Source organism: Pantoea sp. GW821-FHT03E06 (genome assembly GCF_059420725.1).
The window spans coordinates 4087325-4101549 of the sequence record NZ_JBWKUG010000001.1; the positions used below are offsets into that span (position 1 = coordinate 4087325).

A 14225-nucleotide genomic window follows, 5' to 3' on the forward strand; every position below is an offset into this window, starting at 1 on the left:
CCTTAGCCCGCCCAGGCGAGTTCCATGTGAACCCGCTAAGCTGGCCCAAACGCCAAACCCGAGATTCTCAAAGGTGGCGTAGTATACGCCGCTCAGCCTGAGTGCTCAAGTCCCGAACAGATAAAGATCCCTCTGGATCGCGCAAAAATGCCTCATTTCTGTTCAATTGAATCGATGAATTACAACCAACCCCGCTCAGCGAAAGAGGTAAACTCGCCGTGACCGATCACCAGATGATCAAGTAAACGGATATTGAGCAGCGCGCAGGCCTGGCCAATTTTCGCGGTAATATCGCGATCGGCCCGGCTCGGTTCAGCGACGCCCGAGGGGTGATTGTGCGCCAGAATCACCGCCGCAGCGTTAAGCTTCAAGGCTTCGCGCACAATTTCACGCGGATGCACCTCCACGCTGGCAATCGAACCCGAAAACATCTTTTGCGCCTGCAACACGCGATGCTGATTATCCAGAAACAGCGCCATAAACACTTCTCGTTCCTGATGGGCCAGCACGCTTTGTAGGTAATGGCGCGTCACCTGCGGATTTTCCATCACATTTTCCCGCGCCAGCTGGCTGGCAAAAAAGCGTCGCCCCAATTCAGCGATGGCGTAAAGCTGCGTCATCTTGGCGCTGCCCACACCTTTAATTTGCCCCAGCTCCTCTTTGCTGGCGGTCATAATGCGATATAGCGAACCAAACTCGTTCAGCATCTGATGCGCCAGCAGCAGCACGCTGGTGCCGCGCGTACCGGTGCGCAAAAAAATCGCCAACAGCTCAGCATCATTCAGCCTTTCCGCGCCTATTAACAGTAGCTTTTCCCGTGGTGCCAGTTCCGTCATGACATTGCTCTCCCTGCTTTGCGGCGATTCTGCGCGTCTGCCGCACGGCGCGCCAGCAAGCAAAACGGAATTTCAGAGCCGGCTCGCAAAGGCCGCAGGCAGTGAAAAGGCGCGTTGCGGATTTTGTGATAAAGTTGCCTGCATCTGCCGCCTGTGACGCGGCAATCTGCTTTGAGGCGAAGAACATGATGGGATTAGCCGGAAAGAAAATTCTGCTGGGCGTCAGCGGCGGCATTGCGGCCTATAAAGCGCCGGAACTGGTGCGTCGGTTGCGCGATCGCGGCGCAGACGTCCGCGTAATGATGACCGAAGCGGCCAAAGCCTTTATTACGCCGCTTAGCTTACAAGCCGTTTCCGGGTATCCGGTATTTGATGACCTGCTCGACCCCGCTGCAGAAGCCGCGATGGGGCATATTGAACTGGCAAAATGGGCCGATTTGATTGTGCTGGCACCTGCAACAGCCGATTTAATTGCCCGCGTCACCGCCGGTATGGCGAACGATTTGGTCACCACCGCGTGCCTGGCAAGCGATGCGCCTCTCGCCATCGTTCCTGCTATGAATCAGCAGATGTACCGCGCGGCCATTACGCAAGAGAACCTGCTGCGTCTGCAGCAACGCGGCGTGCTGATTTGGGGTCCCGACAGCGGCAGCCAGGCGTGCGGCGACATCGGTCCTGGCCGTATGCTCGACCCGCTGGCGATTGTTGCCCACGCGCTGGAATGGGCTGCGCCCGTCAACGATCTGCAACATCTCAACATTATGATCACCGCCGGCCCAACGCGTGAAGCGCTGGATCCGGTGCGATATATCAGCAACCACAGCTCCGGTAAGATGGGCTTTGCCATTGCCGCCGCCGCGGCAAAACGCGGCGCGAATGTGACGCTGGTCGCCGGTCCGGTTGCACTACCAACGCCAGCGGGCGTGCAGCGCGTGGATATCGATAGCGCGCTGGAGATGGAAGCCGCGGTGATGGCGCAAATCCAGCAACAACATATTTTCATTGCCAGCGCAGCCGTGGCAGACTACCGGGCGGCGGCGATTGCCGCAGAGAAAATCAAAAAACAGGGTGGCGACGATAGCGTCACGCTGCAGTTGGTGAAGAACCCCGATATTGTCGCGGGCGTGGCGGCGCTGCAGGAACATCGCCCTTACGTTGTGGGATTTGCTGCCGAAACCCAGAATGTGGAAGAATACGCGCGGCAAAAACGGGTGCGAAAAAACCTGGATCTGATTTGTGCCAACGACGTGGCGCAGGCGGGTCAGGGATTCAATAGCGACACCAATGCTCTTCACCTTTTTTGGCAGGAGGGAGAAAAAGTCTTACCGCTCAGTGATAAGACGCTCCTTGGCCAACAATTAATAGACGAGATTGTCAGCCGTTATGATGAAAAAAATCGACGTTAAAATTCTTGATGCACGCGTAGGCAATGAATTCCCGCTGCCAACGTATGCAACCTCTGGCTCCGCAGGTCTCGATTTGCGCGCCTGTCTGGATGACGCACTGGAAATCGCCCCGGGCATGACCACGCTGGTGCCCACAGGCCTGGCCATTCACATTGCCGATCCCAGCCTTGCAGCGGTGATTTTGCCGCGTTCTGGCCTTGGCCATAAACATGGCATCGTGCTGGGCAACCTGGTGGGTTTAATCGACTCCGATTATCAGGGCCAGCTCATGGTTTCCGTCTGGAACCGCGGCCAGGACAGCTTCACCCTGCAGCCAGGCGACCGTTTAGCACAGCTGGTTTTCGTGCCGGTTGTGCAGGCGGAATTTAACCTGGTGGACGATTTTGACACCAGCGACCGCGGCGCGGGCGGCTTCGGTCACTCAGGCCGTCAGTAACACGCGACACTTTTCGCTTAGCCATCTTTTTATTTCTTGTCGCCACAGGCCGCTTTGTCTGTGGCAGATGAGGCAGTATTGCCTGTTTTTGGTGAATTTCAGGGGTGTTGAAGGTCATGGCAGAAAAAAAAGTCGCGAAACGGAATCGTCGCGAAGAGATTTTGCAGGCGCTGGCGCAAATGCTGGAGTCGAGCGATGGCAGTCAGCGCATCACCACCGCCAAGCTGGCAGCCAATGTAGGCGTTTCGGAAGCGGCATTGTACCGCCACTTTCCCAGCAAAACGCGCATGTTCGATAGCCTCATTGAGTTTATTGAAGACAGTCTGATTACCCGCATCAATCTGATCCTGAAAGACGAAAAAGAGACGCTGACGCGACTGCGTTTAATCGTGCAGCTGATTTTGGGATTTGGTGAGCGTAATCCGGGGCTGACGCGTATTTTGACCGGCCACGCGCTGATGTTCGAACAGGATCGCCTGCAGGGGCGGATCAATCAGCTGTTTGAGCGCATTGAAGTGCAGCTGCGTCAGGTGATGCGCGAAAAGAAAATGCGTGATGGAGAAGGTTTCCAGAACGACGAAACGCTACTGGCGAGCCAGCTGCTGGCGTTCTGTGAGGGACTGCTGTCGCGCTATGTGCGTTCCGAATTCCGCTTTCGTCCAACCGCTGATTTCGATAGCCGCTGGCCGTTGATGGCTGCGCAGCTGGTTTAAAACATCAGGTCGGCATCAATGCCGACCTGATGTCGTAGGGTTGCCATTCATGGCAACCTCATAATAAATCGCACCATTGTCTGGTGGTTAAATCCCATACTCTTTGCGATACGCGCGTACTTTCGCCAGATGGTCGGCCATCTCCGGCTTCTCTTCCAGATAATCAATCAGCTCGGCCAGCGTGATAATCGCGGTGACTTTGCACTTATAATCGCGCTCGACTTCCTGAATCGCTGAAATATCGCCGCGACCACGTTCCTGACGATCCAGCGAAATCAATACGCCCGCTAACGTGGCGTTGTGCGCGCTGATGATATCCATTGATTCACGGATCGCTGTGCCAGCGGTGATCACATCATCCACCAGCATCACTTTACCCTGCAGCGGGCTGCCCACCAGCAAACCACCTTCGCCGTGATCTTTGGCTTCTTTACGGTTGAAGCAGTAAGGCACGTCGCGCTCGTGATGATCGGCCAGCGCCACTGCGGTGGTGGTGGCAATCGGAATGCCTTTATACGCTGGGCCAAACAGCAGATCGAAATCAACGCCGCCATCCACCAGCGCCTGCGCATAGAAACGTCCCAGCAGCGCTAAATCACGGCCGGTATTAAACAGGCCGGCGTTAAAGAAATAGGGACTTTTACGCCCCGATTTTAGGGTGAACTCTCCAAACTTCAGCACCCCTTTGTTCAGGGCGAATTCAATAAACTGACGCTGCCAGGCTTTCATTTCTCACTCCTCAAATAAAGAAAAGGCGACTCTATGGTCGCCTGTTACATCAATTGGTTAGCGCCGCTTTCTGCGCCTGAATCAACTGCTCAATGCCGCCTCGCGCCAGCGCCAGCAGCTGCAGTAATTCGTCGTGGCTGAACGGCTCGCCTTCAGCGGTGCCCTGCACTTCAATCATGCGGCCATCTTCGGTCATCACCACGTTCATGTCGGTTTCTGCGGCGGAATCTTCTACATACTCCAGATCGCACAGCGCTTCACCGCCGACGATGCCAACGGAAATCGCCGCTACCATGCCTTTCAGCGGGCTGGCTTTCAGTTTGCCTGCCGCAACCAATGCGTTTAACGCATCAGCCAGCGCCACGCAGGCACCGGTAATAGAGGCGGTGCGGGTGCCGCCATCGGCCTGAATCACATCGCAATCCAGAGTAATGGTGAACTCACCCAGCGCCTGCAAATCGACGGCGGCACGCAGTGAACGGGCGATCAGACGCTGAATCTCCAGCGTACGTCCGCCCTGTTTGCCCTTGGCGGCTTCACGCGCCATACGGCTGTGGGTGGAACGCGGCAGCATGCCATATTCCGCGGTAATCCAGCCCTGACCTTTGCCTTTGAGGAAACGCGGCACGCTTTCTTCGACGGTTGCGGTGCACAGCACTTTGGTTTCGCCGAACTCAACGAGCACAGAGCCTTCTGCGTGTTTGGTGTAGTGACGAGTAAGGGTGACGGGACGTGTTTCTGCTGCACTACGGCCTGCTGGACGCATGGTTTCTCTCCGGCTTGCTTGGGTTTGGCTGCGCATTATACGGACTTCATCTCCGGCTGTCCTGCCCGCGATCGGCACAATCCTGGATGAAATTCCGCGGCGGCTGTGGCTAAATGCGCGTTTCCTCCCTTAAAAAGATAAATGATGATAGCGATACTGCATTTCCTGCTGGCGCTGGTGGTGATCTTTGCCCTTGCGCTGTTGGTCAGCCATGACCGTAAACGGATTCGTCCACGCTTTATTATTCAACTGTTGGTCGTTGAAGCCGCGCTGGGTTGGTTCTTCCTTCACTCAGCGGGCGGGCAATCGGTGGTTACCGCGGTGGGCGGCTTCTTCGAGACCTTATTAACCTTTGCGGCACAAGGCACTAACTTTGTGTTTGGCAATATGGCGAATCAGGGCCTGGCATTCATCTTCCTTGGCGTGCTCTGCCCCATCGTGTTTATTTCTGCGCTGATCGGTATTTTGCAGCACTGGCGTATTTTGCCGCTGCTGATTCGGCTGGTCGGCACCCTGCTGTCGAAAGTGAACGGAATGGGCAAGCTGGAATCCTTTAACGCCGTCAGCACGCTGATTCTTGGCCAGTCTGAAAACTTTATCGCGTATAAAGGCATTCTCGGCGATATCTCCGCACCGCGTATGTACACCATGGCGGCCACGGCGATGTCGACGGTTTCACTGTCGATTGTTGGCGCTTATATGTCGATGATTGACGCGAAATATGTGGTTGCGGCGCTGCTGCTCAACATGTTCAGCACCTTTATTATTCTTTCGATCATTAACCCGACGCGTCCGGAGAACGAAGAACATATCGCGCTGGATAAGCTGCACGAAGATCAGAGTTTCTTTGAGATGCTAGGCGAATACATTCTCGCCGGCTTTAAAGTGGCGATGATCATCCTGGCGATGCTGATTGGCTTTATCGCGCTGATTGCGGCCATCAACGCGCTGTTTGCCACGGTATTTGGCTACAGTTTCCAGCAGCTGCTCGGTTACGTTTTCTATCCGTTTGCCTGGCTGGTGGGAATTCCGTCCGCCGATGCGCTACAGGCGGCAAGTATTATGGCTACCAAGCTGGTGGCGAACGAGTTTGTGGCGATGATTGAGCTGAAGAAAGTGGCAGCGGAGATGACGCCGCGCGGTCTGGGGATTCTGTCGGTGTTCCTGGTATCTTTTGCTAACTTCGCTTCGATTGGCATTGTTGCCGGTGCCATTAAAGGCCTGAACGAGAAACAGGGCAACGTGGTCTCACGATTTGGCTGGAAGCTGGTTTATGGCTCCACGCTGGTGAGTTTGCTCTCCGCCGCATTCGCTGGGCTGTTTATCTGATGTATTTGGGTGCGCAGCAATGCGCACCCTACCAAAGCCTCGCGATATAAACGTCGGGTCAAGCTCAACCGTTAAAACGCCACGCACACCAGTGAATCAACGCGCATCACGGATTCCTGCTCAAAGCGCTTTTTGTAGACCTCACGCAATCCATTAATACTGTCAGAACTGCTGCGATCTGCATTGTGAATCAGCATCAGCGCTTTACTGTTTTCCCGCGCCAGCTTGCCGTTATCGCCCAGCCATTGCCCTTTGGCATCGTAGACTGATAATCCATCTTTGAAGCGCGGCGTGACGTCGTTATCCACGAACTGCTGCCATTCAAGGTTACTCACGGTGCCACCTTTCGGTTTATTCATGCCAAACCACAGCGTGGTTTGCATCATCACGTCACCAGAACCGCACACCGCCACCGGCGCCGTATTCGGCGGGATCTGCTGATGCGAGGTAACAGGCGTCTGACATCCAGCCAGCAGTAACGTCAATAAAGCAGGGAGAGCCACGGAGCGGAACATCACGAATCCTCAAAAGTGAACGAGGGCTAAGCATAAAGGCGCGTTGCGAAAAGCGGTAATATTTTGTTATTCAAGCTTAAGTGCGCTTATGCCTGTTAGCCTCGAGCCGGCCTCGCTATACTTCACCCAACATTTCTGAAAATGAGAAGACGACTATGATCCGCAGTATGACCGCTTACGCCCGCCGCGAAGCCAAAGGCCACTGGGGCAGCGCCGCGTGGGAACTTCGTTCTGTTAACCAGCGCTATCTGGAAACCTACATCCGTCTGCCGGAACAATTTCGTGGTCTGGAGCCGGTAATCCGCGAGCGCATCCGCAACCGTTTGACGCGCGGTAAAATTGAGTGCTACCTGCGCTACGACGCCGATGCCAGTGCGCAAGGCGAATTACAGCTGAATGAATCGCTGGCCAAACAGCTGGTGCAGGCCGCCAACTGGGTAAAAATGCAAAGCGATGAGGGCGCGATCAACCCGCTGGATATTCTGCGCTGGCCTGGCGTGATGTCCGCGCAGGAGCAAGATCTGGATGCGATTAACGCCGAACTGCTGGTAGCGCTGGATGGCGCATTAGATGATTTTATCGAAGCGCGCGAAAGTGAAGGCACCGCGCTGAAAGCGATGATAGAACAGCGCCTGGAAGGCGTATCGCAAGAAGTCAGCAAAGTGCGCGCGCAGATGCCGGAAGTGATCAAATGGCAGCGCGAGCGCCTGGTGACCAAACTGGCAGAAGCCGAAGTACAGCTGGAAAATAATCGCCTGGAGCAAGAGCTGGTGATGATGGCTCAGCGTATTGATGTGGCGGAAGAGCTGGATCGTCTGGATGCGCACGTTAAAGAGACCTACAACATCCTGAAGAAGAAAGAAGCCGTTGGCCGCCGCCTCGATTTCATGATGCAGGAATTTAACCGTGAATCGAACACGCTGGCGTCGAAGTCTATCAACGCCGAGATCACCGCATCAGCGATTGAGTTGAAGGTGCTGATCGAACAGATGCGCGAGCAGATTCAGAATATCGAGTAACACTGCTGTGGCATGAATTAGCCGAAAGCTAAAAAGCTCGCCCAGCGCGGGCTTTTTTTATTTGCACGCCATCCAGGATGGATAGAGCAAATCAGGCATCCTGAAAATATTTCACTGTGACTCCTTACTCAAAATCAACCAAACGAGGGCGAACAGAAAGCAAGCAGTTTATATACTTCTGCACGTCTCTACGTATGAATTGCACTGGAGACCATATAGGACGATTGAATACACAAGGAGTGTAAAACGATGGCCGCACTGCAATTTCCCTGCACAATATTTACCACGCAAAAACAAATGGACGATTACGGCACCAGCGATATGTGCTGCCCTTACCGGTATGTTGTGATTACTGGAGCCCGTAATGAAAGCCAGTAAAAAAAGGCTTCTGTGGGTACTGATACTGCTTTCAGCTATTCTGACATCTTATGTCTTCTGGCTATCTCAGCGCTCGGTAGAAATTGTTGCGGTTCATCAGGATGGTGAATTTAGTGATGTTTTAGTAAGGACATTCCCGCTAACTGATAAAGGAAAAATAGCATGGTGGCTAAAAAATAAAGATATGTTAAAAAATAAATATAACATTCCCAACCCTGGGCCCGATGGTTTTTTCTCCATAAACTTCTGGTTATTTAGTAATAGCTATAAAACAGAAGGCAAGTATGACAGGCGATGTTTTGAGGATATGAAAACGCAGGAAAATTGCATTGATAAAAATAAAACATTTTCTGTAAACAATAGCCGAAATATGGGCATTTCATTTACAGGTGACAGTGGAAGATATTTCATAAATGATGCTGGTGAAATAATAAAAAGAAGATCTGATTAAATTTGTCAGTCTCTCAAAAAAAGAAGACAACGCTGCAGCCGGGTAATCCTGCCTCAAACCAAAGGGATCAGTTCACACAGCGTGTAATTTTTTATTTTCACGCTATATAAGACGTTTTTAGCTTCATGCCATTTATGACGAACTAATGGTGGCGACTATCGATTAAACAATAACGGAACGGTCGTTGAAGTTCACCGCAAATAAAAGCGATTTTTCGGTATTGATTGAATACAACGTAGTCAACGCGCTGTGTTGCTTTATCCAGGCCCAACGGCCTAATGTCGCTCAGATAAGCATATATTCCGTAGCGGCGCGATTTATCGCGCAATAAATTATGTTTATATGCAGGTGCGCATGAATGCGCACCCTACGAAAAACCAGCTAAATAGATGTAGGGGAGCCATTCATGGCGACCGATTAACCTTAACTGACAAGCATTGCGCAATAAATTGCGCCGCTACTGTTCGTGCGCGCTATATCTGACAGGTTCTCACTTATCCAACGTAGAGCACATGGCGCGCGGGAACTGGCTGCTCCCTGCGGCATAACCTCCGCGATTGATTTTAACGATCATGCCAAACGAGGTGTGGCCCACTTTGAAGCCGGGATAGACATATTTTTCCGCATCGGCATCGCTGATTTCATCTCCCTGAATACGGCTCGAAGTGAGAGTGGTGGATTTGAGCATGCCCGGTAACAGTTGATATGAGAACTCCATGGCGCGATGAATGGATTGCTTCTTCAACACCTTACCTTGTCCATCCAGGTGAAAAAGGTGCCCAACATACGTTCCCACGCCATTTCCGCTCTGATAATACGTTAGCTGCATGCTGCCTTCAGAAGCCACCGCTGCTTCGCCCGTTGCACTGATGTATTTAAAGCCAAAGCGTGATTCGCAATGATACGGATAGCTGATCACCGAAAGGGTATAAACCCGTTCAACGATCCACGGCGCAAGCGCGATAAAAAGGGTAATCCCCAGCAGCCAGACTCGCTTATGCATCATGTTCCTTCCTGGATAGAGGTGTAAGCTTCGCAACCCTTCGCGTGCTGCTGTATCTCCTCGCGACAGAGAAAATAGCTAAAAACATCAGGGTTGTAGGAGCCGTTGATATAGATGAAATGCACCTCGCCCTCGAGTATGCGATGAAACCACTCATCACTCTCTAGCTGCTTAAGGGCATTCGCAAGATAGTCATTTTGCGTATCGATACTCTGGTTATAGAAGACCTGCAGCTGGTTAAAACGCGTCACCAGCGGCAGATAATGCACGGTGTGATATTGGGTGAAAATCTGCTGTACGGTGCTTTTATTGATGACCCAGAACAGGGAAAAACTGGCAAGCACGACAATGGCTGATAGCAAAGCAAGGCGCATGCGCCCCATCAGACGCGATGTTGGCTGGCGGGAAGGCGCCGCACGATAGCGTTCCTGGCGTGATGATTTTGTCATGTCATGAGTTTCGTCCTCCTCGGCCATGGCGCTGGTTTCTGACAAATCTGTCGACGTCGTGACTCCCGCGCATTCAATGCTGAACATGCGCGAGATCTTATAGCCCAGCCGCGGAACCGTCATGATCAACTCGCCGTTCAGCTCCAGCTCTTTCAGCACTTTGCGCAGTTGGGTCACCGCCTGATTTAAGCTGTTTTCACTGACAATGTGTCCCATTGCGCCCCATCCGGCATAAATTAACTGTTCGCGACTCACTGGCTCACCCGCTGATTCAATTAATGCCACCAGGCAACGTGCCGCTGCTGCGCTGATGGGGATGTTAGGCTGCGCGCTGCCTAAGCCCGCTAACGACGGCATATCCGTATTAAAGGCAACCTTGCTTTCAATGATGTAAACAGACATCTCGATTTCCCGTGAAAATACCGCCACTCATAAATAAATGCCGCTATGAAAGCGATACATTGCGATTCATAACGCTCAGCTAACCTATTGAAAACGATCCTTTTTCAACAAAAATCAGCACTTTTTTTTACCCTTCACCCCCGTTACGCTTAAACAGGCTCTGCGTCTTTTATTAATCATTATTAATTAGCGATGAAGCGGATGAAAACTTATGCAAAATAATGACTGATTTAGATGAATGATAATATTGAAAGCCAAAAAGCGGCTTATTCGAGACTGTTCTTAAATTTTTGTCATTAAGAAATTGAAGGTCGCCACCTTCCTTAGCAAATAATAAACAAACCATTAACCCGTTTTATATGAAATCCTTTATAGCACAATGAGTTAACTTCTTTTCACCGCTTCACAGGCGCATTTTTGACAGCCTGATACCGCTTATTGATAATCGGCCCAACTTCAGCAGGCCGTTATACGTTGCTTAGCGAAGGGTTAAAAAACATCAATGCAATATTGGCTTAAGTCAGTTATCAGGAGCACGCCTTTAACTATTCCATACAGCTTTGCATTGAACATATCCGCGTTAATTCGCGTACATATAGGAAATCGAAAATGAAGTTGAATAAGATCATGGTTGCAATGGGTTTTGGTTTAGTGATGGCAGCCGGTGCTGCAAATGCCGTTGAAGATCAGGGCCACGGTACCGTAACAATTAAAGGTTCCATCATTGAGGCGCCTTGTTCTATTACCCCTGAAAACCAAGATCAGACTGTTAACTTGGGCGAAATTTCAAGTGCACAGCTGAAAGACAGTGGCAAATCTAACCCACAGGCGTTCAGTATCAAACTGGAAAACTGTGAGCTGGAAGCAGGTAAAACCAAAGTTCAAATCACCTTTGGCGGTATGGAGTCTAAAGGAAATCCTGGCTTGATCGGTATGACCGGTTCCGCAGAAGGTGCCAGTATTGGCTTAACCAATGGTAGTGGTGAGCTCATTAAGCTGAACACGCCAACTGAAGTTACAATCCAGAATGGCAGCAACACCCTAGGATTCTCAGCTTTCTTGCAGGGTGACCCTGTTACTCCACCTGAAGATGGAGAAAGTGTTTTCGCGGGCATCCTTCCAGGTTCATTCCAGAGCGTAGTTGACTTCAACCTGGTTTACCCTTAATTCGGCTTGCTGTGTAACAAAGGTATGCGCATTAGTGCATGCCTTTTTATTCAGTTTTCAAAAATATAATAATGCTAATGAAATATCCTATAAAAAGAATAATGCTAACCAGGACGGTAATTACACCGCTGGCACTGGCTATTTCTTTAGCTTTATTCAATCCCTGCGAGACGCAGGCACAAGAGGTTGAATTTAATCTCGATAATCTTGACGTTAGCGATCGTGAAAATATCGACATGTCACAGTTCGCGCGTGCTGGTTTTATTATGCCCGGTCAATACGACATGGTAGTCAGGATAAATAAATCTGACCTCCCTGCCATGCCAATTACCTTTTTACCTCCCGATGATGATCCTAAAGATAGTGTGGCCTGTATGCCGCCCGAACTGATGCAGCAGCTGGGTTTAAAGCCACGCTCCCTGGAGAAGATCAGCTACTGGCATCAGGGGCAGTGCGCTAACCTCACCGACCTTCCAGGCACTACGGCACGGGGTGATTTGGCGAGCTCCGTACTCACTATCAGCGTCCCCCAAGCCTACCTTGAATATCAAGCGACGGACTGGGATCCCCCTTCACGTTGGGATGATGGCATCCCGGGGGTACTGTTCGACTACAACGTGAACCTGAATTACACCAGTGCACAGCAGAGTAGCGAAAGCACCAACGTCAGCGGTAATGGTTTAGCCGGAGCCAATTTAGGCCCATGGCGATTACGTGCTGACTGGCAGGGTCAGTACAACCGTAACCAGCACGGCACAACACATGAACTCAGCTGGAATCAATATTACGCCTATCGGGCAATTAAAGCCTGGCGCGCCAAACTGTTGCTAGGGCAAAACTATCTGACTACCGATATTTTCGGTAGCGTGCCCTTTGTCGGGGCAAGCGTCATCTCAGATGACAGTCAACTGCCGCCCAATCTTCGTGGCTATGCGCCGGAGGTCGGCGGGGTAGCGAAAACTAATGCCAAAGTTACCATCAGCCAACTTGGGCGGGTGTTGTATGAAAGCCAGGTCGCGCCAGGGCCATTTCTGATTCAGGATTTAAATGAAGCGACCAGCGGCACTCTTGACGTTCGCGTTGAGGAGCAGGATGGGTCGGTGCAGCAATTTCAGGTCGATACCGCCACCATTCCCTATTTAAGTCGTCCCGGTCAGGTTCGCTACAAAGTTTCTTCTGGACAACCCACCGATAGCCAGTTCAAGCCGCACGGTTCGTTGATGCATACCGGGGAGTTCTCCTGGGGTATCAGCAACGGCTGGTCACTGCTAGGCGGCGTGATGACCGCCGGTAAATTCAATGCCTATTCGCTCGGAGTAGGTCGAGATTTACTGGCATTCGGTGCTATCTCGTTCAACGCCACGCAGTCACACGCTGCGCTACCCCGCACGGGTAAGCAAGTTGGCAGCTCTTACAGCGTTAACTACTCCAAACGCTTTGAAGAGTACGACACGCAGGTGACCTTCGCTGGCTATCGTTTTTCTGAACGTAACTACATGACCATAAGCCGCTACCTGGATGAGATCCGATATGGCAATCGCCTCTATGCGCGCGGCAGCGACAAACAGACCTATTCTGTAACGCTCAATAAGCAGTTCCGCTCACTAGGAATCAGTGCCTATCTCAATTACTACTATCAAACCTACTGGAATCGCCCCGCCACCGGCCGCTGGAATATGTCGCTGGCGCGCTATTTTGATATTGGCAGCATTAAGAACATGAGCGTCAACTTATCTGCTTACCGCAACGAAGTGCGCGGCAAAACTGACGACACCCTCTACCTTAGTCTTAATATTCCCCTCGGCAGTGCCGCCTCTATCAACTACAGCGCACAAAGTGGCAGCGCCGGTTCCTCGCAGAATGCTGGCTGGTATCAGCGACTTGATGAACGCAATACCTATCAGGTTAGTACCAGTACCAGCAGCGGCGAAGCCCCAACGTTCAGCGGCTACTACACGCGGACTGGCGATATTGCGCAAATCAATACCAGCGCCAGTTACAAAGCGGGCTCCTATCGTTCTGCTGGTCTGTCTGTGCAAGGAGGCGCCACGGCCACCACGCAGGGTGCGGCGCTGCACCGTACTAACATGGCAGGCGGTACGCGATTGATGGTGGATACCGAAGGCGTCAGCGGCGTGCCGGTGCAGGGCGGAGGTTCCGCCTCCACGCACACCAATCTGTTTGGCAAAGCGGTAATTACCGACGTCAGCAGCTATTACCGCAACCAGGCCGGCATTGATCTCAATAACCTGGCCGATAACGTGGAAGCAGAACGTCCGGTGGCCCAGTTTACGCTCACCGAAGGCGCCATTGGTTACCGCAAATTTGGCGTAATCACCGGGCAAAAACTGATGGCGGTGATTCGTCGCGCAGACGGCAGTTTCCCACCGTTTGGCGCCAGCGTCCTCAATAACGAGCGTGAAACCGGCATCGTCAGCGACAGCGGCAACGTATGGCTGAGCGGCGTCAATCCTGGCGTGAAGATGGCCGTGCGCTGGAGCGGTGCAACGCAATGCACCATCACGCTGCCAGAGGTACTGCCTGAAGATCCGACCGGTGAAAACCACTTACTGCTGCCGTGTATCGACAGCAATGATTAACACCCGATGACGCGACTGCGTCATTA

Annotated in this window: 15 protein-coding genes; 9 read left to right on the forward strand and 6 right to left on the reverse strand. The window is 52.0% G+C overall.

Annotated elements, in window-relative coordinates:
• Window positions 1-179 precede the first annotated feature (179 nt).
• A complete protein-coding gene (gene radC, locus AC07WB_RS19105; protein ID WP_097095582.1) occupies window positions 180-836 on the reverse strand; it encodes a RadC family protein in 657 nt (218 codons plus the stop codon).
• A gap of 185 nt (window positions 837-1021) precedes the next feature.
• Between radC and coaBC the strand changes: the two genes are divergently transcribed.
• The 3 genes from coaBC (at window position 1022) to slmA (ending at window position 3391) form a co-directional block, all read left to right on the forward strand.
• Window positions 1022-2242, forward strand: a complete 1221-nt coding sequence (coaBC, locus tag AC07WB_RS19110; protein WP_494941014.1) for a bifunctional phosphopantothenoylcysteine decarboxylase/phosphopantothenate--cysteine ligase CoaBC — start codon at window positions 1022-1024, stop codon at window positions 2240-2242.
• On the forward strand, window positions 2220-2678 hold the full coding sequence (gene dut, locus AC07WB_RS19115) for a dUTP diphosphatase (protein WP_400459248.1): 459 nt from the start codon (window positions 2220-2222) through the stop codon (window positions 2676-2678). The genes coaBC and dut overlap by 23 nt, the downstream gene beginning before the upstream one ends.
• A gap of 116 nt (window positions 2679-2794) precedes the next feature.
• Entirely contained in the window at window positions 2795-3391 is a 597-nt protein-coding gene (gene slmA, locus AC07WB_RS19120; protein ID WP_097095579.1) for a nucleoid occlusion factor SlmA, read from the forward strand.
• An 87-nt stretch (window positions 3392-3478) separates the two neighbouring features.
• Here slmA and pyrE read toward each other — a convergent pair whose 3' ends face one another.
• Complete coding sequence (pyrE, locus tag AC07WB_RS19125) at window positions 3479-4120, reverse strand: orotate phosphoribosyltransferase (protein ID WP_097095578.1); 642 nt, start codon at window positions 4118-4120, stop codon at window positions 3479-3481.
• 49 nt (window positions 4121-4169) lie between these two features.
• Window positions 4170-4886 carry a ribonuclease PH gene (rph, locus tag AC07WB_RS19130; RefSeq protein ID WP_097095577.1) on the reverse strand — a complete coding sequence of 239 codons (717 nt, stop codon included), beginning with the start codon at window positions 4884-4886 and terminating at the stop codon, window positions 4170-4172.
• Window positions 4887-5030: 144 nt separating this feature from the next.
• Between rph and AC07WB_RS19135 the strand changes: the two genes are divergently transcribed.
• Window positions 5031-6215: a NupC/NupG family nucleoside CNT transporter gene (locus AC07WB_RS19135; protein ID WP_097097622.1), complete on the forward strand. Its 1185-nt coding sequence runs from the start codon at window positions 5031-5033 to the stop codon at window positions 6213-6215.
• Between the two features lie 71 nt (window positions 6216-6286).
• Here AC07WB_RS19135 and AC07WB_RS19140 read toward each other — a convergent pair whose 3' ends face one another.
• Window positions 6287-6730, reverse strand: coding sequence for a DUF3574 domain-containing protein (locus AC07WB_RS19140; RefSeq protein WP_097095576.1), 444 nt, complete (start codon window positions 6728-6730; stop codon window positions 6287-6289).
• Window positions 6731-6885: 155 nt separating this feature from the next.
• Here AC07WB_RS19140 and AC07WB_RS19145 point away from each other — a divergent pair, with 155 nt between their 5' ends.
• From AC07WB_RS19145 to AC07WB_RS19155, 3 genes are all read left to right on the forward strand, one after another.
• Entirely contained in the window at window positions 6886-7749 is an 864-nt protein-coding gene (locus AC07WB_RS19145; RefSeq protein ID WP_097095575.1) for a YicC/YloC family endoribonuclease, read from the forward strand.
• 249 nt (window positions 7750-7998) lie between these two features.
• On the forward strand, window positions 7999-8127 hold the full coding sequence (locus AC07WB_RS19150) for a DUF3289 family protein (protein ID WP_494941015.1): 129 nt from the start codon (window positions 7999-8001) through the stop codon (window positions 8125-8127).
• Window positions 8114-8578 carry a DUF943 family protein gene (locus AC07WB_RS19155; RefSeq protein WP_494941016.1) on the forward strand — a complete coding sequence of 155 codons (465 nt, stop codon included), beginning with the start codon at window positions 8114-8116 and terminating at the stop codon, window positions 8576-8578. Before AC07WB_RS19150 ends, AC07WB_RS19155 begins: the two co-directional genes overlap by 14 nt.
• Window positions 8579-9068: 490 nt before the next feature.
• Here the strand turns inward: AC07WB_RS19155 and AC07WB_RS19160 are convergent, their stop codons facing one another.
• Together AC07WB_RS19160 and AC07WB_RS19165 are read right to left on the reverse strand one after the other, a co-directional pair.
• Complete coding sequence (locus AC07WB_RS19160; RefSeq protein WP_345827713.1) at window positions 9069-9584, reverse strand: hypothetical protein; 516 nt, start codon at window positions 9582-9584, stop codon at window positions 9069-9071.
• Window positions 9581-10432: a winged helix-turn-helix domain-containing protein gene (locus tag AC07WB_RS19165; RefSeq protein ID WP_494941017.1), complete on the reverse strand. Its 852-nt coding sequence runs from the start codon at window positions 10430-10432 to the stop codon at window positions 9581-9583. Before AC07WB_RS19165 ends, AC07WB_RS19160 begins: the two co-directional genes overlap by 4 nt.
• A 609-nt stretch (window positions 10433-11041) precedes the next feature.
• Between AC07WB_RS19165 and AC07WB_RS19170 the strand changes: the two genes are divergently transcribed.
• Both AC07WB_RS19170 and AC07WB_RS19175 read left to right on the forward strand, forming a co-directional pair.
• On the forward strand, window positions 11042-11599 hold the full coding sequence (locus tag AC07WB_RS19170; protein WP_494941018.1) for a fimbrial protein: 558 nt from the start codon (window positions 11042-11044) through the stop codon (window positions 11597-11599).
• A 101-nt stretch (window positions 11600-11700) separates the two neighbouring features.
• On the forward strand, window positions 11701-14199 hold the full coding sequence (locus AC07WB_RS19175; protein ID WP_494941019.1) for an outer membrane usher protein: 2499 nt from the start codon (window positions 11701-11703) through the stop codon (window positions 14197-14199).
• Window positions 14200-14225 lie beyond the last annotated feature (26 nt).